Origin of the sequence: Verrucosispora sp. WMMA2121 (genome assembly GCF_027460185.1) — a bacterium.
GTDB classification, from domain to species: domain Bacteria; phylum Actinomycetota; class Actinomycetes; order Mycobacteriales; family Micromonosporaceae; genus Micromonospora; species Micromonospora palythoicola.
In genome coordinates this window covers 1,409,709-1,429,535 of the sequence record NZ_JAPZBH010000004.1, presented here as the reverse complement: position 1 = coordinate 1,429,535, position 19,827 = coordinate 1,409,709, and the positions used below count along the sequence as shown (strand labels likewise).

Sequence of the window (19,827 nt, the reverse complement as noted above, 5' to 3'; positions counted from 1 at the left end):
GCCTCGGAGCCACCAGGCGGACGACCGACCTCGGGGCTACGCGGCCCGGCGCATCTGGAGTTCGCGCAGGGCGGGGATGGTCGGGTGCGGTACGCGGACACCGGTGTCGACGAATCCCAGCCGCTGGTAGGCCCGGTAGGCGCGGTCGTTGCCGACCACCACCTCGAGCATCAGCTCGGGGCGTCCGCAGGCCCGGGACCAGCCCGCCACCCCACTCACCAACTCCGCCAGCAGGCCGGTGCGCCGCCAGCCCGGAGTGACGTAGACGGCGTAGAGCACGGTCAACCCCGGCTCGGTCGGGTGCGCCATCCCGCCGGCGTGCCCGACCAGCCGGCCACCCGGATCCGCCACGAACTGCGCCGTGTCCGGGCCGGTGGAGACCCGGGCGACCCGGGCGGCGTACTCGGCGTGCGGTCGGGCCGCGGCCTCGGCGATCGTCTCCAGGAACGCCAGCGGCGCGTCCGCGAGCATCTCCAGCCGCAGCGCGCGCATCCGAGCGGCGTCCGCTGGTTCGACCCGGCGGATGACGGCCCGGCGCACTCCGGTTCCGTCGGTGACGTTCGTCATGCCCGCATGCTTATCACAATGACGTACGACGATACGGGTGACTGTAATACGCCCGATTTGTGGTCGTGCGCCGTCGTCACTCCTCGTGTAGCGTGCGATTTCGGTCACCCGTTTCAGTGGTCGTCGCGGATTGCCGAAACCGGTGGTTTCCGGGTGCCGGTGCGCCGGTGACCCGAGGTAGTGGAACGCCGTGCAGAGTGAGGAAAACACCGTGGCACAAGGCACCGTGAAGTGGTTCAACGCCGAGAAGGGCTACGGCTTCATCGCCGTCGACGGCGGGCAGGACGTCTTCGTCCACTTCTCCGCGATCGAGATGGACGGCTACAAGGCGCTGGACGACGGTCAGCGAGTGGAGTTCGAGATCGCCCAGGGCCAGAAGGGCCCGCAGGCCGAGCGGGTACGCCTCATCGCCTGAGCGCGGACGACCCACCCCAGGCGACCGATCGTCGTCGAAGGTGGCGTGACCATCGCCGGAGGGGGCTGCGGTGCCGGTGCCCCACAAGGAAAGATCATGGGCCGAACCAGCCGTCGCTGAGGAGGTTCCATGTCCGACCAGCCGCCCCCGACAGGTCCCACCTCCTCGCCCGCGGACCAACCGCCGCCGCCCGGGCCGCTCGATCCGCCGCCCGGGTTCGGCCCGCCGCCGTACGGCGCGCAACCGGGTCATCCCGCGCAGCCGCCGCACGTCGGCATGACGCCGTATCCCGGTCAACCGCTGTACCCGGGACAGCCGCCCTATGGCTGGTACCACCCCGCAGGCTACGGTCTCGATCCCACTGACGCCCTGGTCACCCCGCCCGGGGCCGGGCTGGGCGGCTGGTTCGCGCGCTGCGTGGGCGCCGCCCGCCGGGGCTGGCGACAACTGCTACCGATTCTCGTCCTCACCCAGGTGCTGCCGGCCGCGGTGCTGTCGGTGCTCACGCTGGCCGTGGACCCCTCGGCGCGCTGGGACAGTCAACTCGCCAGCGACTCCGCCGCGCTGCCGGCGAACTTCTGGACGGATCTCGGCACGCTCCTGCTCGTGCTGCTCGGTGGCAGCGTGCTCCTCGGTCTGGTGCAGTCGGTCGGCTGGGCCGCCGGCACCTGGTTGATCACCCGCCAGGCGGTCGGCGAGCAGGTCGGCGCCGCCGCCGCGCTGCGCTACGGGATGCGCCGCGCGCTCGGTCTGTGGGGCTGGACGCTGCTCGTCACCCTGATCGTCGTCTTCGGGTTCTGCCTGTGCTTCCTGCCCGGCGTGTACGCGGTGTTCGCGTTGGCCCTGGCCGGCCCGGTCTACCTGTTCGAGCGGCACGACCCGCTCAGCAGGTCGCATCGCATGCTGCGTGACCGGCCGGGCCTGCTGCTCGGCCGGGTGGCCCTGGTGGGTGCCGCGGTGATCGGTCTCTCACTGGTGGTGAGCCTGATCGAGTCGCTGGCGATCCTGCCGTTCGGTGCCACTCCACTGGACTCGCCGGGTACGACGGTGGGTGTGGTGCTGACCATCGCGGTGGTCGCGGTGCTGACGCTGCCGGCGTACCTCGCGCAGCAGGTCGGGCTGGTGGTCACCTACGCCGAGCAGCGGGCGCACGAGGGCCCGGTGAACGCCGGTCAACTGGCGGCCGAACTCGGCTGACCCGGGCCATCGTGCTTGCACTCGGCAGGGCAGAGTGCTAAACAAGTCATTGGCACTCGCATGGCGTGAGTGCCAGCTGGTCGGGACGGTGGGGCTGCGGTCGCGCCCGTGACATAACCACGGGTGGGGCACGTGGCCGGTCGTCGCGGGCTATCCGGCCCGGCCGAGGAGACGTCGCCGTCGCCAGGTGGCGACGTCCCAAGGTGCGTACACCAGACGGCCCATCCGGGGCACACACTCGGGTGGCCCGTGAGTGTCCAGGAGGACAACGCCGTATGGCCAAGATGATCGCGTTCGACGAAGAGGCGCGCCGCGGCCTCGAGCGGGGCATGAACCAGCTCGCCGACGCCGTGAAGGTGACCCTCGGCCCCAAGGGCCGCAACGTCGTGCTCGAGAAGAAGTGGGGTGCCCCCACCATCACCAACGATGGTGTGAGCATCGCCAAGGAGATCGAGCTCGAGGACCCGTACGAGAAGATCGGCGCCGAGCTGGTCAAGGAGGTCGCCAAGAAGACCGACGACGTCGCCGGTGACGGCACGACGACGGCGACCGTCCTGGCCCAGGCACTCGTTCGCGAGGGCCTGCGCAACGTGGCCGCCGGTGCCAACCCGATGGCCCTGAAGCGGGGCATCGAGGCTGCGGTCGCCAACGTCTCGGAGGAGCTGCTGAAGCTCGCCAAGGACGTGGAGACCAAGGAGCAGATCGCCTCCACCGCCTCCATCTCCGCCGGTGACACCAGCGTCGGCGAGATCATCGCCGAGGCGATGGACAAGGTCGGCAAGGAAGGCGTCATCACCGTCGAGGAGAGCAACACCTTCGGGCTGGAGCTGGAGCTCACCGAGGGCATGCGCTTCGACAAGGGCTACATCTCGGCCTACTTCATGACCGACCCGGAGCGTATGGAGGCCGTCTTCGACGACCCGTACATCCTGATCGCGAACAGCAAGATCTCGTCGGTCAAGGACCTGCTGCCGATCCTGGAGAAGGTCATGCAGGGCGGCAAGCCGCTGCTGATCATCGCCGAGGACCTGGAGGGCGAGGCCCTGGCCACGCTGGTGGTCAACAAGGTCCGTGGCACCTTCAAGTCGGTCGCCGTCAAGGCGCCGGGCTTCGGTGACCGCCGCAAGGCCATGCTGACCGACATCGCCATCCTCACCGGTGGCCAGGTCATCAGCGAGGAGGTCGGCCTCAAGCTGGACGCCGTCAGCCTCGACATGCTGGGCCGCGCCCGCAAGGTCGTGGTGACCAAGGACGAGACCACCATCGTCGACGGCGCCGGCGACGCCGAGCAGATCCAGGGCCGGGTCAACCAGATCCGGGCCGAGATCGACAAGAGCGACTCCGACTACGACCGGGAGAAGCTGCAGGAGCGGCTGGCCAAGCTGGCCGGTGGCGTTGCGGTGATCAAGGTCGGCGCGGCCACCGAGGTCGAGCTCAAGGAGCGCAAGCACCGCATCGAGGACGCGGTCCGCAACGCCAAGGCCGCCGTCGAGGAGGGCATCGTCCCGGGTGGTGGTGTCGCGCTGGTGCAGGCCGGCAAGACCGCCTTCGACAAGCTCGACCTGGCCGGCGACGAGGCGACCGGCGCGCAGATCGTGAAGATCGCGCTGGACGCCCCGCTGCGGCAGATCGCCGTGAACGCCGGCCTGGAGGGTGGCGTCGTGGTGGAGCGGGTTCGCAACCTCGACTCGGGTCACGGCCTCAACGCCGCGACCGGCGAGTACGTCGACCTGCTGGCCGCGGGCATCATCGACCCGGCCAAGGTGACCCGTTCCGCGCTGCAGAACGCCTCGTCGATCGCCGCGCTGTTCCTGACCACCGAGGCCGTCGTGGCGGACAAGCCGGAGAAGACCCCGGCCGCCCCGGCTGGCCCGGGCGGCGGGGACATGGACTTCTGAGTCCAGCTCCAACGCCGGAAGGGGCGGGCCGCGTCAGCGGTCCGCCCCTTCCGCTGTGTCGGTGGCCACTCGTCGGCTACGTCGGCAGCGGTCGCTGGTTTCGGCGCTTCCGCGCCCGGTCGTACGGCGGGCGGTGCTGAACCGGCTCGTCCACCAGGATGAGGGGCTCCTCGGGTGGCTCGTCCACCCCGGTCATCTCGGCCAGTTGCTCGGCGTCGCCGTGGTCGAGCCGGTCGATCGGCAGTTGGCCGGGGAGTCCGTGGACCGTGGCCCGGGTGGTCGGTGGGGCTTCCCGGGCCTGATCGTCGTCCATGCTCATGGCTGCCTCCTCTACCGAAACGGTAGGGCGCGCCGAGCGGCGGGAAGGGTGAATGGCGTTATCGGGATCTATTTGCCGTTACGCCCTTTTCGGCCGGTTCGGCTCGGGAGACACCAGCGACCCGCTCCGCCGTGGATGCGGCCCGGATCAGGGCGGTCCGGTGACGCCACCGCGTTGGCCGAACGGGTCGTCGGTGGCGGACCTGGTGACCACATGGACCACCCCGCAGCAGAGCGCCACGACGAGCGCCGGTACCCCCAGCAGGATCAGCAGGGCCATGCCCCGCCACCGGGCTGTCGACGATGCCCGGAGCGGAGCTGCCGACCCGGACGAATGACCATGCATGAACCCGCAAGATAGCAGGTCCGCAGGGGTCAGATAACCCTCGGGCGAGTACTGCTCACGTCGGTTCCAATCGAACGTGGGCGATCAACCACGAGCCGCCGAGACGGCCGCGTACGCGTCGACCAGGCCGGCGCCGACGATGTTCGCCGGGCCGCCGCACTCGTCGGACCGGTCCCGGGCCGAGTCGCTGGTCTCGATCGGTTCGGCCGTCTCGCGCAGGATCCGCCGCGTCCGATCCAGGTCGCCGACGAGTTCCGGATTGGCCGACCACATCAACGCGGCCACCCCCGCCACCTGCGGGGTGGCCATCGAGGTGCCGTCGAGCACGGCGTACCCGCCGCCGGGCATCGCGGAGATGACCTCCGCCCCCGGCGCCATCAGATCCGGTTTCGCCGTCCCGGTGGCCGTCGGGCCACGGGAGGAGAAGGCGGTGACCCGCCGCCGATCGTCCACCGCGCCGACGGTCAGCACGTCCGGGTACGGTGCCGGCGGATCCTGCACGGAGCCGCAGAACGGGCCGGTGTTGCCGGCCGCCGCGACGACGAGAATCCCGGCGGCCTCCAGCGCCGCGGTGGCCGGCTGTAGCGCCCGAGGATCGCACCCCTCGATCGGTGGGCAGCCCCACGAGTTGGTCAGGATCTCCGGTGCCCGGGCGGGCCGGCCCTGCCGGAACGGGTCACCGCCGGGCGGGAAGGGCGCCAACATGAACTGGAGGCAGTCGAGGTAGGCGGCGGGGTTCCCCAGATTGCGGTCGAGGTTGACGCAGCCGACCCACTGGGCGCCGGGAGCCACGCCGATGCCGTCCCGCCCGACGGCGCTGCCCATCGTGTGGGTGCCGTGTCCGCTGCGGTCGGTCGGTGCGCCAGTGCCGTTCCACGGGTCGAACCATGAGTCGTCGCCGCCTCGGAAGCCCTGGGCCAGGGTCGGGTGCCGTCCGTCCACCCCCGAGTCGGAACTACCCACGGTCACCCCGGCGCCGGTGACGCCGAGTTCGGACCAGACCCGGTCCGCGCCGATCATGGTGAGGTGCCACGGTGGGCCGGACGGGGCCGGCGCGTTGCCGGTGGCGCTGTCGGCGGGTGCCGGCAACGGGCGCAGGCGTTGGCTGACCAGTACCCGGGCCACCTCGGGTCGGCTGGACAGCCAGGCCCGTACCGCCGGCCCACCGGCCACCTCGATCGCGTTCACCAGGTAGTAGGGGGTGTACGGCAGTCGGGCCCGGCGCAGGTCCCGCCGCAGGTCGGCCTGGGTCCGGTCGGCGGTGTCGACCAGCCGCCGGTAGACCTCCCGGGCGCGCGCGTCCCGGCCGATCCGACCTGGCCCGCCGCTCACCCCGCGCAGGTCCGCCTGTTCCCGCAGCAGTACGAAGAGTCGCTCCCCGTGCAGCCCCGGCTGGCCGGCGACCGAGCCGACCAGGCCGACCGTGACCAGCAGCGTCAGCGCGCTCGCCGCGGCCAGCGCGCGGCTCGGCGTACGGGCCGAGCGTCGCGCCAGCAGCAGGCCGTATCCGACCGCCAGCACCAGTGCGACGGCGAGGCCGGCACCGGTCGCGGCGGCGACCCAGAAGGGCACGTCGCGGGTGCCGACCAGGAGCAGGCTGACCTCCTCCGAATCGGCGAACGCCAGCGGGCCGAACACACCGAGCCCGACCAGCCAGGCCGCCGGTGCCCGGCCACCCGCCCCGGCCGGATGGCGGGCCACGACGGCTCCGGTTGCCGGCTGGTCCGGCACACCGGGCCAGGTGCCCGGCTGGGTGACGCCGCGGCCGGCCGCCGCCCGGCGGCTCATGGCCCGCAGCGCGGCCAGCGCGAACCCGGCCGGCGGCAGCGTCACCAGCAGCGGCAACTGCGCGCCGGAGTGGCCGGTGCCGGCACCCACCAGCAGCAGCACCACCCCGGCCACGAGCCCGCCCAGCAGCACCAGCCGGGCCGGTCGAGGCGGATCGTCCGCGTCGAAACGACCCCAGAACCGAGCGTCGAGCAGCGTCGCGGCCAGCGCGCCGACGGCCGCCGCGGCCAGCCCGGCGAGAATGGTCTCCGACAGCCCGCCGAGCGCGCCCCACCAGACCCAGGGCAGCAGCAGGGCGAGCCCGGCGGCCATCGCGAGCAGGGCCGCCACCGACGGACGTGCGTCCAGTCGTGCCGTTCGCCCGACCGGCATCGCCTCCGGCCCGGTCCGGTGCCCCGGACCGCCGGGCGGCATCCGGTCCGGCTGGTCCGTAAGGCCGCCATGCTGTCCGGCCGCGCCGACGGGATGGTCGTGACGGCCACGGGCGGGGTCGGCCAGCCGTGCCTCGTCGGCCCGGCGGCCGGGGCCGAGGACGTGGGACGGCAGCCGGGCCGTCACCACCGCCAGCAGCATTGCCACCAGCGCCAGCCCGGCGAGGTACGCCTCGTGGTGCACCGGGGGGATCGTCCGCAGTAGCCCGAGCAGGCCGAGCACGAGCGCGCCGGCAAACCACACCCGACCGGTGACGCGGACCGCCGACGAGCGGGGTATGAGGGCCAACGGCAGCGCCGCGGCGGCGATCAGCAGCACGGTGAGCAGGCAGACCACCGGCCAGAGCGGCACCAGCCGGTCCAGGCCGCCGATCAGGACCACCTGGTCGACGGTCCAGCCGCCGGTCTGCGCCAGGACCGTGACCGTGACCGTCCAGCAGCCGGCGAACACCGCCGCGACGATCGCCCAGGGGCTGCCGGCCGCGCCGGGTGTGGTGGGTTCCGCCCGCATCCGCACACAGTACGTCGCAGCCGCCCGGTCGTCGGGACGGATCTGCCGGGCGACTGATCGGGGTGCCCGGGTCGGCACCTGCCGGTGGCGGGTGGGGGCGGTTAACGTGGACGGGTGCGTGATCCGAACGTTCTGCGGTCCGTTGCCGGGCAGCTCTCGCCCGCTCGCCGCGCCGCCGACCTGCGTCGGCTGCGTGCCGAGCGGTTCGACGTGCTGGTGATCGGGGGCGGGGTGACCGGCGCCGGAGCGGCTGTCGACGCCGCGTCCCGGGGCCTCAAGGTGGCCCTGGTGGAGGCCCGCGACTTCGCCGCCGGCACCTCCAGCCGGTCCAGCAAGCTGATCCACGGTGGCCTGCGCTACCTGGAGCAGTTGGAGTTCGGCCTGGTGCACGAGGCGCTGACCGAGCGCGGGCTGCTGGCCACCCGGCTGGCGCCGCACCTGGTGCGGCCGGTGCCGTTCCTGGTGCCGCTCCCCGCTGGTCAGGGCGTCCGCGATCTGCCCGCCCGGCTGCTGCGGCGGGCCTACTACGGCGCCGGGGTGGCCGCGTACGACGCCTTCGCCGGCCTCTTCGGCGGCGGCCGGGGCATGCCGTTGCACCGGCACCTGAGCCGGGAGGGCGCCCGCCGCGTCTTCCCGAGCCTGCGCTCCGACGGCCTGGCCGGCGCGATCCGCTACCACGACGGGCAGGTCGACGACGCCCGCCTGGTGATCACCCTGGCCCGCACCGCCGCCAGCCTGGGCGTGACCGTGGTCAGCAGCGCGCGGGCGGTCGGACTGATCCGACAGGCTCGGGAGGTGACCGGGGTCCGGGTCCGCGACCTGGAGGCACCCCCCGGTGCGCCCGAGGCCGAGTTCGAGGTGCGCGCCCGCACGGTCATCGCCGCCACCGGTGTCTGGACCGACGACATGTCCCGGATGCTCAACGACGTCGGCCTGCGGCCCGGTGTCCGGGTGCGGGCGTCCAAGGGGGTGCACCTGGTGGTGCCCCGCTCGGCGATCACCGGCGAGACCGGACTGATCCTGCGTACGGCCACGAGTGTCCTGTTCGTCATCCCGTGGGGTGGGCACTGGATCATCGGCACCACGGACACCGACTGGCGGCTGGACCGCTCCCACCCGGCGGCCTCGGCCAGCGACATCGACTACCTGCTCCGGCAGGTCAACACGGTGCTGGACCGCCCGCTGACCACGGCCGACATCGAAGGTGTCTACGCCGGACTGCGTCCGCTGCTGGCCGGGGAGGCGGACTCCACCTCGAAGCTCTCCCGGGAGCACGCCGTGATCGAGCCGATGCTCGGGCTGCTGCTGGTGGCCGGTGGCAAGTACACGACGTACCGGGTGATGGCCGCCGACGTGGTCGACCGGGCGGTACGCCGGCTCGGTGGCCAGCGGGTGTCGCGTACGGCCGACCTGCCGCTGCTCGGCGCGGACGGGTACGCGGCCATGTGGCGGGACCGGGCGGATCTGGCTCGCCGCCACGGGTTGCCGGTGGGCGTGGTGGAGCACCTGCTGGAACGCTACGGCAGCCTGACCCTCGACCTGCTCGCCCTGATCGACGCCGATCCGCTGCTGTCCTCCCCGCTGGCCGGTGCGCCGGAGTACCTCGCCGCCGAGGTGACGTACGCGGCCCGCGCCGAGGGGGCGTTGCACCTGGAGGACGTGCTGACCCGGCGTACCCGGATCTCGATCGAGACCACCCACCGGGGCCTGGAGTCGGCCGAACACGCGGCCGAGCTGATGGGCGCGGTGCTGGGCTGGGACGCGGCGCGCCGGGCCCGGGAGGTGACCCACTACCGGGCCCGGGTGGAGGCCGAGCGGCAGTCCCAGCTGATGCCGGACGACGCCACCGCGGACGCCGCTCGGCTCGGCGCTCCGGACGTGCGCGGCTACCCGGCGGATCGGGGTGCCGACGACGGCGCGGCGGGCCTGGCCCGCTGACGGTTCCACTCTGGAGATCGCCCGGCATGTATATCCATCCGATGGGGTTACGCTCGCTACCTACGGTGGGGTAAGTTCCGCGAGTGATGGCGCTTTCCCGATCACGACTGGTCTTCCTGCCCGGCATCGTCCTGCTGGCGGTCGCTCTCGGCGGCTGTGCGCCGTTCGGCGACAACTCCGAACCGCCCGTGGCGCCGAGCGCGCCGGCCGCCGGGCAACCCGGCGGGGCGGGGGCCACCACCGCCGGAAAGGGCCGGGTCAGCCTGCTGCAGAACGACGGGGCCGACGGTCCGCTACGCACCCTGAACGTGGAGCCGGACGGGCGCTGGGAGTGCGTCGACTGTGCCGGTGACGGGGTCACCTCGACCGGTGAGTTGAGTGCGGAGCATCGGGAGCGTCTCCAGCAACTGCTGGCCGAGCCGGACCTGGCCCTGGAGACCGACGAGGCCCGGGGCTATCGGGTCAGTTGCGTCGGCGCGCTCACCTCCACCCTGCTGACCGCGGCCGGCCTGATCACCTCGCAGGACTGCCCGGGGGAGGAACGGCCGCCGGTGGCCGAGGAGATCCTGCTGCTGCTCACCCAGAACACGCCCGCCGAGATGGTGGGCTAGCGGCAGCGCCGACGCGGCGTCGTCAGAGCACCTTTCCGGGGTTGAGCAGGCCGGTCGGGTCGAGCGCCGTCTTGATCGCCTGGTGCACCCGGACGCCCACCGGACCGATCTCCCGGGCCAACCAGTCCCGCTTGAGCAGGCCGACGCCGTGCTCACCGGTGCAGGTGCCACCCAGGTCCAGCCCCAACCGCATGATCTCGTCGAAGGCTCGCCGGCCGCGCTCCAGGCTCGTCGGATCGGCCCGGTCGACGACGATGTTGGGGTGCATGTTGCCGTCGCCGGCGTGACCGACCACCCCGATCGGCACCTGACACTCCGCCGCGATCCGGGCCACCCCGTCGAGCAGTGCGGCGAGCGCACCCCGGGGCACCGCCAGGTCGTCGATGATCAGGCCACCGTTGCCGCCCGGGTACGTGTCCACGGCGTACTTCTCCATCGCCGGGTGGGCCAGCCGGCGGGCCTGCAACAGCGCGGCGGCCTCGACGGCGTCACTTGCCGCGTACACCTCCTCGGCGCCGGCCGCGTCGCAAACGGCGGCCAACTCGGCGAGGTCCGCCGCCGCCCGGGGACCGGTGTCGGCCGCGGCCAGCAGCAGCGCCTCCGCATCGGTGCGCAACCCCATCGGCCGGTACGCCTCGATCGCCGTCAGGTGGGTGCGGTCGAGCAGTTCCAGCAGGCTGGGGGAGAGTCCCTGGGCGGCGATCCGGGCCACCGCCGCGCCGGCGTTCGCGGTGGAGCCGAACACGGCCACCAGGGTCAGCGACTCCGCCGGCACGGGCCGCAGCGCCACCGTCACCTCGGTGATCACGCCGAGGGTGCCCTCCGAGCCGACGAAGAGCCGGGTCAGGTCGTAGCCGGCCACCCCCTTGGCGGTCCGGCGTCCGGTGCGCAGCACCTCGCCGGAGGCGAGCACCACCTCCAGGCCGAGCACGTACTCGGTGGTCACGCCGTACTTGACGCAGCACATCCCGCCCGCGTTGGTGGCGACGTTGCCGCCGATGGTGGACGACTCCCAGGAGCCCGGGTCGGGCGGGTACCACAGGCCGCGCTCACCCACGGCCGCGGTGAGCGCGGCGTTGACCACTCCCGGCTGCACGACCGCGATCCGGCTCACGGGATCGATCTCCAGGATGGCGTTCAGCGCGGTGGTGCTGACCACCACCGCGCCGTCGACGGCGTTCGCCGCGCCCGCCAACCCGGTACGCGCACCCTGCGGCACCACCGGTACGCCGTGCCGCCCGGCCGCCCGGATCACCGCGACGACCTCCTCGGTGCTGCGCGGCCGGGTCACCACCAGTGGTGTCGCCGACGCACACAGGTCGGCCTCGTCCCGCTCGTGCCCGCGCAGCAGGTCAGGATCGGTGAGCACCGCGTCCGGCCCGAGAGCGGCGCGGAGGTCGTCGAGGAACGGGGAGGTGGCCATGCGGCCGAGGCTACGACCGGCCAATGGTGATCATCAACCTGGGTCGAGGCCCCGGTACCGTGGCCGCGTGATCTACGTGGACCGGCCGTCCTGGCCGGGGCGCGGCCGGCTCTGGTCGCACCTGATCAGCGACGTGTCCCTGGCAGAACTGCACGCCTTCGCGGAGATGCTGGGTGCTCCCCGGCGGGGCTTCGACCGGGACCACTACGACGTGCCCGCCGAGCGCTTCGCGATGGCCGTCTGGCTCGGCGCGCAGGTAGTACCCAGCCGCGACATCGTCCGTCTCCTCCGCGACGCCAACCTCCGCCGCCCCAAACACCTCTCCCGCCCCCGCCCAGACCTTTCCACCGCCGATCATGCAGTTGTGGCACGTGTCGAAGCGGATAAAAAGCCCATGAAGCCCGCCACAACTGCATGATCGACGAGGCGGGCGGGGTGGGGTCAGGGGTGGCGGTGGTCAGGTGGTCAGGTGGGTCAGTTCGCGGGTGAGGTTGGCGTGGGCGGGTTGGGTCCAGCGGGTTGCCAGCGCGGGGACGCGGTAGAGGGTGGGTAGGGAGAGCAGGGAGGCGAGCACCCTTGTCCGGCCCGCCCGGTAGTCCGGCTCGGGGACGTGGGCGTACTCCTGGCGGATCGCGGTGGCGTACCGGTCGTACTCCGGTGGTGGGGCGGCGAGCACGGCCAGGTCGGCGTCGCAGAGCAGCGCGCCGTCGGCGTCCGCCGGATCGACCACGTGGCCGGCGGTGAGCAGGACCAGCCGACGCACCTCGGCCACCCCGTCCGACGGCAGCCCTGACCGGGTGAGCAGGGCGTCGGCGAGCGCCGCGCTGGCGCGCTCGTTCCGATCGCCGAGCGCGCGAGGGTCGTACACCGCGTCGTGGCACCAGGCGGCGAGCCGGACCAGATCGGGTCGCGGCGCGGTCGAGGCGTGGCGGTCGATCACGTCGAGCACGGCGGTCAGGTGCGTGACCGAGTGGTAGTGCCGGTGCGGCTCCCGCCACCGTTCGAGCAGTTCCGCCCCGGCGGCGTCGACCGACGCGGGGTCAGCCGCTCCGGCCGCCCGGGCGGCGGTACGCCACCGTGCCAGCAACTCCGTCACCGGCCCGAGTCTGCCCGACGCGGCGACCGGCCGCCGGTCCGGAGCGCGATGTGCCGCTTCGGCGGGAATGTCCGGGCGTCCGGCGGGTAGTCCCGGCCATGGCGGTGGCCCGGAGCGGACTTTCCCGGCTGCTGCGCCGGGACCGAGCAAACGACGGCCGTTCCGACGTGGACACGGCCCGGATCGCCGGGACCATGGCGCAGCTGCACCACCGTGGCAAGGCCACCCTGCGCGACCGGCTGCACCGGGTGCGCCTGTCGCTCGGCCTGGCCGCCCAGGCGGGTCTGGCGGCCGGGCTGTCCTGGGTGGCCGCGCACGAGCTGCTGGGCAACCCGCAGCCGGTCTTCGCCCCGATCTCCGCCGTCGGCACCCTGGCCGTCTCGGTGGGGCAGCGGTTCCGCCGGACCGTCGAGCTGATCCTCGGGGTGGGCGTCGGGGTGTTCGTCGGCGACCTGCTGATCTACTTCCTCGGCACCGGGCCGTGGCAACTCGGCCTGGTGGTCACCTCCGCCATCGTGCTCACCGTCTTCGCCGGGGGCAGCGTCGCGATCGTCATCCAGGCCGCGGCAACCGCGGTGCTGATCGTGACGCTCAGCCCGTCGGTGGAGGACCTGGAGCTGCCCCGGTTCATCGACGCGATCGTCGGCGGCAGCATCGCGCTGCTGGTCACCGCGATTCTGCTGCCGCTCAACCCGCTGCGGGTGCTCAACCGGGCGGCCCGGCCGGCGCTTGATCTGCTCGCCGAGCAGCTCGACGCCGCCGCCGACGGGTTGCGGGAGCGCGATCGGGAGAAGATCCAGAACGCGCTGGACCGGCTGCGCGACAACAAGGAGGAACTGGCCACCTTCACCGAGGCGATCGAGGGAGCCAAGGAGACCGCGCTGCTCTCCCCGGCGCGGTGGCACCGGCGCAGCGAACTCACCCACTACGCGGAGGCGGCCGACCCGATCGACCGGGCGATGCGCAACAGCGGCACCCTGATCCGGCGCGCGGTGACCCTGGTGGAGGACGACGAGCCGGTCCCGGAGCCGATGCCGGACGCGCTTCGCCACCTGGCCGAGTCGGTCCGCCTGCTGCAGAAGGAGTTCGCTCAGGGCGAGGAGCCCGAGCAGGCCCGGGAGCGGTCGCTGCGCGCGGTCAGCGAGGCCGGTCGGGCGTACGGCGACGGGGTGGGTTTCTCCGGCAGCGTGGTGGTGGCGCAGGTGCGTACCACCGCCAGTGACCTGCTGGTGGCCTCCGGCATCAGCCAGGAGGAGGCGAACCGGTTGGTTCGCCGCTCCTTCGGTGAGCTGGACCGGCCGGGGGCGCCGGCCGGGCCGGAGCCCGCCGCGCGGCGGCCCACCGCGCCCCCGGTCGGCTGAGCCGCCAGGCGGCCATGCGCCCGGCCGGACGGGCCGGGCATGACTACGCTGACCGCATGGCCGTCACCCCGTCCGGCGGATCGCTGCCGCCGTCGCCGTCCGTGCCCGTCGCGCCAGGCGCGGGTGGCGGCGTACCCGGAATGCCGCGGCGTCGCCTCAGTTGGCGGCGGGCGCTGGTACTGATCGGGGTGATCATCCTGATCGCGGCCTGTGCGATCTTCATGCTCTTCACGCTCGGCACCAGTCTCGGCACGGAGGCGCTGCTGGTCGGTACCGCCGCGGCGGTCCTTCCGGTACCGGTGCTGGTGGCCTGCTTCCTCTGGCTCGACCGCTACGAACCCGAGCCGTTGAAGTACCTGGTCTTCTGCTTCGCCTGGGGTGCCTTCGTCTCCACCGCGGCGTCGTTGACGGTCAACGAGACGGCGGCCGGTTGGTTCGAGGACCAGGGCCTGCCCGTCGCCCTCACCGCCGTCCTGGTGGCGCCCTTCATCGAGGAGCTGACCAAGACCCTCGGCCCGATCCTGCTGCTGATCTTCCGGCGACGGGAATGGTCGGGCATCACCGACGGGCTCGTCTACTGCGGGCTGTCCGCGATCGGCTTCGCGATGGTGGAGAACATCCTCTACCTGGGTGGGTACGGATACGCCACGGGAGTCGAGCAGTACGGGCCGGCGACCGGGGCGCAACAGGTGATCGCCATCTTCATCGTCCGGATCCTGCTGTTCGGGTTCGCCCATCCGTTGTTCACCTCGATGGCCGGTATCGGGCTCGGTATCGCCGCCCGGTCGGCGGACCGTCGGGTGCGGTTCTTCGCTCCGCTCGCGGGGCTGTTGCTGGCCATGATGCTGCACGGCACGTGGAACCTGCTGCCGACGCTCACCCAGGCCACCGGACAGGTGCTGATCTCGCTCTTCGGTTTCGTCGGCGTGATGGTGCCGATCTTCTTCGGCATGGTCGGCCTGGCCGTGTGGCTGCGGGCCTGGGAGGGGCGGCTGACCGAGCGGGTACTGCCGGACTATGTCCGGGCCGGTTGGCTCACCCCACCGGAGGTGGCCGCGTTGAGCAGCCTCGGCCGACGACACGCGGCCCGGGTGTGGGCCCGGCGGGTGGCCGGTGACGCCGGTCTACGGGCGATGCGCGGCTACCAGTTCGCGGCCACCCGGCTGGCCCTGCTGCGGGACGGTGCCACCCGGGGGCTGGACCGCCGGCCCGTCGACCGGGACCGGACGGCCCGGGAGGAACAGGAACTGCTGCACTCCATCGCCGCGTACCGGTCGTACTTCGTGGGCCGGGATCCGCAGTCGCCCGTCGGTGTCTGGGACGGACACCGTTACCACCTGCGTTTTCCGGACGGCTCGCAGCGGGCGGTGGAGGCCCCCGAGGAGCCGGTGGTGCCGATCCCGGTGGTGCTCATCCCGCCGCCGCCCCCGCCACCCGCGTTCCCCGCCGGCTACGGCGGGCCCGGCTGGTACGGTCCACGTCCGGCCGCCCCCTGGCCACCGGGGCACCGCTGACCGCCGACGCCGGCCGGTCGCGAACTGACCGGCCGGCGGGTGGTGCTCAGGTCATCAGGCTGGTGAGGAAGTCTCCGAGCCCCTGGGCCATCATCATCAGGGCCGCACCGATGGCCTTGAACATCTGTGCCGCGCCCTCCGGCCGGAACGCCATGAAGTAGATCAGAAACGCGAGGCTTCCCCAGGCCAGCACCTTCTTCACGAATACCGGCATCGTCCCTCCCCAGGCCGGTGGTGCGGCTGGCTTCCCGCCGGGGAGCGCGGCAAACGACGCGAGGACGGTCGAGGGGCCGAGGCCGGTCAGAGGTACAGGCCGGTCGCGTTCTCCTCGACCCGTTCGGCGGCCACCGCGTGCACGTCGCGTTCCCGCAGCAGCACGTAGCCCCGGCCGTGCAACTCGACCTCCGAGCGGTCGTCGGGGTCGAAGAGCACCCGGTCGCCGGAGACGATGGAGCGTACGTTGGGGCCGACCCCGACCGCGGTGGCCCACGCCAGGCGTTTGCCGACCGCCGCGGTGGCCGGGATGACGATGCCGGCGCTGGAGCGCCGCTCGCCGTCGCTGCCCTCCATCCGCACCAGCACGCGGTCGTGCAGCAGCCGGATGGGCAGGCCGGAGTCGAGGTTGTCGGCGGTCACGCCGCAGACGCTACCGTGTCGTCCCGCGCCGGCCGCTGGTGGTCGCCGGGTTAGCGGACCGGTCGGACGGGGCACTGTGGGTGGCGAATCCGTCCTACCGTTGCCGGGTCGGGCGTATCCTGTCCGACCTGACGCAGTGCGCAGGCGAAGATCTGCCAGGAGGTGCGCTTGAGCCGCTTCGAGCGGATACGCGGACGGCTGCGTCGCGCGTACGAGTCGGGCCGGGAATCGGTCCGCGCGGGTCGCCAGACGCCGTCCGACGTCCCGGAGTCGGCCGCCGTGGCCTCGCCCTCCAGTCCCGGGCCGGCGGCACCGGCCGCGGCGACCGTGGTCGGTGCCGAACCGACCGCGCCGGTGCACAACTCCACCTCCAGTCGCGACGACGCCGACGTGCCGCACGCGCTGCGGATCGCCGCCGCCTGGTGCTGGCGGCTGATCGTGATCGGCATCGTCTTCTGGGCGCTGCTGAAGCTCGTGGGCACGATCAGCATCGTGATCATTCCCCTGGCGGTGGCGCTGCTGCTGTCGGCGTTGCTGGCACCCGCGGTCGGTTGGCTGCTGCGGGCCCGCCTGCCGCGATCACTGGCGACGGCGGTGGTCCTGGTCACCGGGCTGGCCGCGGTGATCGGCACGCTCACGTTGGTGGTCAACGAGTTCATCAAGGGCGTTCCGGAGCTGACCGCGAAGTCGACCCAGGGTCTGCAACAGATCCAGGACTGGCTCAAGACCGGGCCGCTGCACCTGTCGGACAACGACCTCGACCGGTACATCGAGGAGACCCAGCGGTGGGTCGACAACAACACCGAGCGGTTCACCAGCGGCGCCCTCTCCACCGCGGCCACCCTGGCCGAGGTGTTGACCGGCACGGTGCTCGTCCTCTTCGCCACCTTCTTCTTCCTGCGCGACGGCAACATCATCTGGCGGTTCCTGGTCCGGCTGCTGCCCGTCGCCGCCCGCTGGAAGGTCGACGACGCCGGTCGGGCCGCCTGGGCGACGCTTGTCGCCTACGTGCGGGCGACCGTGCTTGTCGCCTTCATCGACGCCGTCGGTATCGGCATCTTCCTGGTCATCTTCGACATCCCGTTCGCCTTCCCCCTGGCCGCCCTGGTCTTCCTCGGCGCGTTCATCCCGATCGTCGGTGCGACTCTGTCCGGAGGCGTCGCGGTACTGGTGGCGCTGGTCGACAGCGGCCCGGTGACCGCATTGATCATCCTGGGTGTGGTGATCGGGGTGCAGCAGGTGGAAGGCCACATCCTCCAGCCGTTGATCATGGGAAGGGCGGTCGCCATCCACCCGCTCGCAGTGATCATCGGTCTGGCGGCCGGCGTGGTGCTCGCCGGGATCACCGGCGCGCTGGTCGCGGTGCCCATCATCGCGGTGCTCAACACGGCGGTACGCCGCCTCGCCGCGCGGCGCGTCCCCGACACCCCACCCGACGCGGTCGTCGTCGCCTCCCGGGCGCCCTGACCGCCGTCCCACGCCTCGGCTGGAGGTGGCTCGGCGCGACGGACGCGGCGGCCGGCAGGCGGGTGGACGCCCTGCCCGCCCACCGGTAACGCCGCCCGGCTCAGCTCGCGGCGAGGCGGGCCAGGGCGCCCCGGGCCACCTCGGGACGGGTCGTGTACCAGAACGGGGGCAGGGAGCGGCGCAGGAACGAGCCGTAGCCGCGGGCCGTCTCCAGTCGGGAGTCCAGCACCGCCACCACGCCCCGGTCGCCGTTGGCCCGGATCAGCCGGCCCACGCCCTGGGCGAGCCGGACCGCCGCGATCGGGACGCTCACCGCGGCGAAGCCGGAGCCGCCCTGGGCGTCGACCGCCGCCGCCCGGGCCGCGGCGAGCGGTTCGTCGGGGCGCGGGAAGGGCAGCCGGTCGATCACCACGAGTTGGCACGAATCACCCGGAACGTCGACCCCCTGCCACAGCGACATCACCCCGAACAGGCAACTCGCCCGCTCCTCGCGGAAGCGCCGGACCAGCAGCGGCAACGCCTCCTCGCCCTGGAGCAGCACCGGCAGGTCGGTCTTGGCGCGCAGCAGCTCCGCCGCCTGCTGCGCGGCCCGCCGCGAGGAGAAGAGGCCGAGCGTACGCCCGCCGAGCGCGGTGACCAGCGCGAGCAGTTCCTCCCCGGCGGCCTCGGGCAACCCGGACGCCCCCGGTCGGGGCAGGTGGGCGGCCACGTAGAGGATGCCCTGCCGGGGATAGTCGAACGGCGAGCCGACGTCGAGCGAACGCCACCCGAGCCCGGAGTCGGTCGCCGCGTCCGGGTCCTCCGCCCGGGCTGGCGCGGTACCGCCCGCCGCCTCGCCCGACCCGGCCGGTCGCCGCGTGTCCTCGCCCGGCCCGGCCGGTCGCCGAGCGGCCTCGGCCAGGGCGGCGGCGGCCGCTGACGGTGGGCCGGGCGGGGGAGAGTCGAGGCCCAGCGCCCGGGCGACCGTGTCGAACCGCCCGCCCAGCGCGAGCGTGGCCGAGGTGGCCACCACGGTCCGCTCGTCGTAGAGGTGGGTGGCGAGGGTGCCGGCGACCGAGAGCGGCGCCACCACAAGTGCCCGGCGTCCGGTCACGTCGTTGCGTTCCACCCAGGCCACGTCGTGGTCGGCCTCCTCCAGCAGCCGCTGGGCCGTGGTGGACAACTCGTCGAGGACGGCCTTCGCCTGTTGCTTGCGTACCGGGTCGGGGTCGTCGGCCTTGACGTCGCCGATGCTGTCGAGCGCGGATCGGGTGGCGGCGTCCAGCAGCGTGCAGGCCTCCCGCAGCGGGCCGGGCAGCCCGCTGGTGATGCGTCCGACCGGTGCCTCGGCCAGCCCGACGGCGAGGGCGTCACCCGACGCGGTCAACGCCTCGGCCGTCTCCGGGCGCAGTAGCGGACGGGCCCGCCGGGCGGACCGGTCGATCAGCTCCGGGGTCAGCTCCGCCTGGGCCGCCGAGGAGACCCGGTCGGCCAGCTCGTGGGCCTCGTCGACGACCAACAGGCGGTGGGGCGGGACGATGTGCCGACCGGCGAGCATGTCGACCGCGAGCAGGCTGTGGTTGGTCACCACGATGTCCGCCTCCCGGGCTCGGGCCCGGGACGCCTCGGCGAAGCACTCCGCGCCGTACGGGCAGCGGGAGGCGCCCACACACTCGCGGGCGGGCATCGAGACCAGCCGCCACGTCTGGTCGTCGACTCCCGGATCCAGCTCGTCGCGGTCACCGGTGTCGGTCTCCAGGGCCCAGTCCCGCAGGCGCTGGATCTGCTTGCCCAGCCGGCCGGCCTCACCGAGCCAGCGCGTGCCGCCGGGACGCTCGCCCGGAGCGTCGAAGAGGGTGTCCTCCGGTTCGTCCGCCGTGGAGTTCTCCAGCCGGGCCAGACAGAGGTAGTGGTGGCGGCCCTTCAGCACGGCGAACGTGGGTCGGCGCCGGAGCAACGGCTCGACGGCGTCGGCCAACCGGGGCAGGTCGTGCTCCACCAGTTGGGACTGCAACGCCAGGGTGGCGGTGGAGACCACCACGGGTCCGTCCACCGTCAGGGCCGGCGCGAGGTACGCCAGGGACTTGCCGGTACCCGTGCCGGCCTGCACCAGCAGATGGTCACCGCTGGCGACGCACTCCTCGATCGCCGCGGCCATCCGTTGCTGGCCTGGACGGGCCGTGCCGCCGGGCACCGCCCCGACCGCGGCGGACAACAGCTCGGCCCCGCCCGGGCGGTCGCCCCGGCGGCGGGCCTTGTCGCGGGTGGTGTTGGTGCCGGTGGCGGTGCGGGGCGGAGTCACCGTGGCACGGTACCCGCCGGGTCGGACGT

Annotated in this window: 17 protein-coding genes and 2 pseudogenes; 9 read left to right on the top strand and 10 right to left on the bottom strand. The window is 72.9% G+C overall.

From position 1 onward, the window contains the following. Window positions 1-36: 36 nt before the first annotated feature. Entirely contained in the window at window positions 37-567 is a 531-nt protein-coding gene (locus O7605_RS07340) for a GNAT family N-acetyltransferase (protein WP_269738462.1), read from the bottom strand. Between the two features lie 211 nt (window positions 568-778). On the opposite strand from O7605_RS07340, the gene O7605_RS07335 reads away from it, so the two are divergent. From O7605_RS07335 to groL, 3 genes are all read left to right on the top strand, one after another. Beyond that, entirely contained in the window at window positions 779-982 is a 204-nt protein-coding gene (locus O7605_RS07335; RefSeq protein ID WP_018787966.1) for a cold-shock protein, read from the top strand. A gap of 129 nt (window positions 983-1,111) precedes the next feature. Continuing rightward, window positions 1,112-2,179 (top strand): hypothetical protein, encoded by a 1,068-nt coding sequence (locus O7605_RS07330; protein ID WP_269738461.1) that lies wholly within the window; start codon window positions 1,112-1,114, stop codon window positions 2,177-2,179. 275 nt (window positions 2,180-2,454) lie between these two features. Then, window positions 2,455-4,077: a chaperonin GroEL gene (groL, locus tag O7605_RS07325; RefSeq protein ID WP_164448544.1), complete on the top strand. Its 1,623-nt coding sequence runs from the start codon at window positions 2,455-2,457 to the stop codon at window positions 4,075-4,077. A gap of 76 nt (window positions 4,078-4,153) precedes the next feature. On the opposite strand, the gene O7605_RS07320 is transcribed toward groL, so the two are convergent. The 3 genes from O7605_RS07320 to O7605_RS07310 form a co-directional block, all read right to left on the bottom strand. After that, window positions 4,154-4,390: a hypothetical protein gene (locus O7605_RS07320; RefSeq protein WP_269738746.1), complete on the bottom strand. Its 237-nt coding sequence runs from the start codon at window positions 4,388-4,390 to the stop codon at window positions 4,154-4,156. A gap of 153 nt (window positions 4,391-4,543) precedes the next feature. Further along, complete coding sequence (locus O7605_RS07315) at window positions 4,544-4,675, bottom strand: hypothetical protein (RefSeq protein WP_268968058.1); 132 nt, start codon at window positions 4,673-4,675, stop codon at window positions 4,544-4,546. Window positions 4,676-4,825: 150 nt separating this feature from the next. Beyond that, complete coding sequence (locus tag O7605_RS07310; protein WP_269738460.1) at window positions 4,826-7,471, bottom strand: S8 family serine peptidase; 2,646 nt, start codon at window positions 7,469-7,471, stop codon at window positions 4,826-4,828. A 114-nt stretch (window positions 7,472-7,585) separates the two neighbouring features. Between O7605_RS07310 and O7605_RS07305 the strand changes: the two genes are divergently transcribed. Together O7605_RS07305 and O7605_RS07300 are read left to right on the top strand one after the other, a co-directional pair. Next, a complete protein-coding gene (locus O7605_RS07305; RefSeq protein WP_269738459.1) occupies window positions 7,586-9,409 on the top strand; it encodes a glycerol-3-phosphate dehydrogenase/oxidase in 1,824 nt (607 codons plus the stop codon). Window positions 9,410-9,495: 86 nt separating this feature from the next. Continuing rightward, the gene (locus tag O7605_RS07300) at window positions 9,496-10,020 is read left to right on the top strand and encodes a hypothetical protein (protein ID WP_269738458.1); all 525 of its coding nucleotides are present in this window, start codon (window positions 9,496-9,498) and stop codon (window positions 10,018-10,020) included. A gap of 22 nt (window positions 10,021-10,042) precedes the next feature. Here O7605_RS07300 and O7605_RS07295 read toward each other — a convergent pair whose 3' ends face one another. Next, complete coding sequence (locus tag O7605_RS07295) at window positions 10,043-11,443, bottom strand: FAD-binding oxidoreductase (RefSeq protein WP_269738457.1); 1,401 nt, start codon at window positions 11,441-11,443, stop codon at window positions 10,043-10,045. Between the two features lie 67 nt (window positions 11,444-11,510). Here O7605_RS07295 and O7605_RS07290 point away from each other — a divergent pair, with 67 nt between their 5' ends. Further along, entirely contained in the window at window positions 11,511-11,861 is a 351-nt protein-coding gene (locus O7605_RS07290; RefSeq protein ID WP_269738456.1) for a DUF4031 domain-containing protein, read from the top strand. A 39-nt stretch (window positions 11,862-11,900) separates the two neighbouring features. Here the strand turns inward: O7605_RS07290 and O7605_RS07285 are convergent, their stop codons facing one another. Then, the gene (locus O7605_RS07285) at window positions 11,901-12,539 is read right to left on the bottom strand and encodes an HD domain-containing protein (RefSeq protein WP_269738455.1); all 639 of its coding nucleotides are present in this window, start codon (window positions 12,537-12,539) and stop codon (window positions 11,901-11,903) included. Window positions 12,540-12,643: 104 nt separating this feature from the next. Between O7605_RS07285 and O7605_RS07280 the strand changes: the two genes are divergently transcribed. Further along, the gene (locus O7605_RS07280) at window positions 12,644-13,900 is read left to right on the top strand and encodes an FUSC family protein (RefSeq protein ID WP_269738745.1); all 1,257 of its coding nucleotides are present in this window, start codon (window positions 12,644-12,646) and stop codon (window positions 13,898-13,900) included. 14 nt (window positions 13,901-13,914) lie between these two features. Next, window positions 13,915-15,414, top strand: coding sequence for a PrsW family intramembrane metalloprotease (locus tag O7605_RS07275; RefSeq protein ID WP_269738454.1), 1,500 nt, complete (start codon window positions 13,915-13,917; stop codon window positions 15,412-15,414). Window positions 15,415-15,460: 46 nt separating this feature from the next. Here O7605_RS07275 and O7605_RS07270 read toward each other — a convergent pair whose 3' ends face one another. Continuing rightward, window positions 15,461-15,628: a hypothetical protein gene (locus O7605_RS07270; protein WP_166458800.1), complete on the bottom strand. Its 168-nt coding sequence runs from the start codon at window positions 15,626-15,628 to the stop codon at window positions 15,461-15,463. A gap of 86 nt (window positions 15,629-15,714) precedes the next feature. Beyond that, window positions 15,715-16,050 carry a GroES family chaperonin gene (locus O7605_RS07265; RefSeq protein ID WP_164448536.1) on the bottom strand — a complete coding sequence of 112 codons (336 nt, stop codon included), beginning with the start codon at window positions 16,048-16,050 and terminating at the stop codon, window positions 15,715-15,717. Between the two features lie 168 nt (window positions 16,051-16,218). Here O7605_RS07265 and O7605_RS07260 point away from each other — a divergent pair, with 168 nt between their 5' ends. Then, window positions 16,219-17,517 carry an AI-2E family transporter gene (locus O7605_RS07260; protein WP_269738453.1) on the top strand — a complete coding sequence of 433 codons (1,299 nt, stop codon included), beginning with the start codon at window positions 16,219-16,221 and terminating at the stop codon, window positions 17,515-17,517. Window positions 17,518-17,617: 100 nt separating this feature from the next. Here the strand turns inward: O7605_RS07260 and O7605_RS31840 are convergent. Together O7605_RS31840 and O7605_RS31835 are read right to left on the bottom strand one after the other, a co-directional pair. Continuing rightward, window positions 17,618-18,301 (bottom strand): annotated as a pseudogene (locus O7605_RS31840) (ATP-dependent DNA helicase); the annotation flags it as partial. Between the two features lie 138 nt (window positions 18,302-18,439). Beyond that, window positions 18,440-19,798, bottom strand: a pseudogene (locus tag O7605_RS31835) (ATP-dependent DNA helicase); the annotation flags it as partial. Window positions 19,799-19,827: the final 29 nt, after the last annotated feature.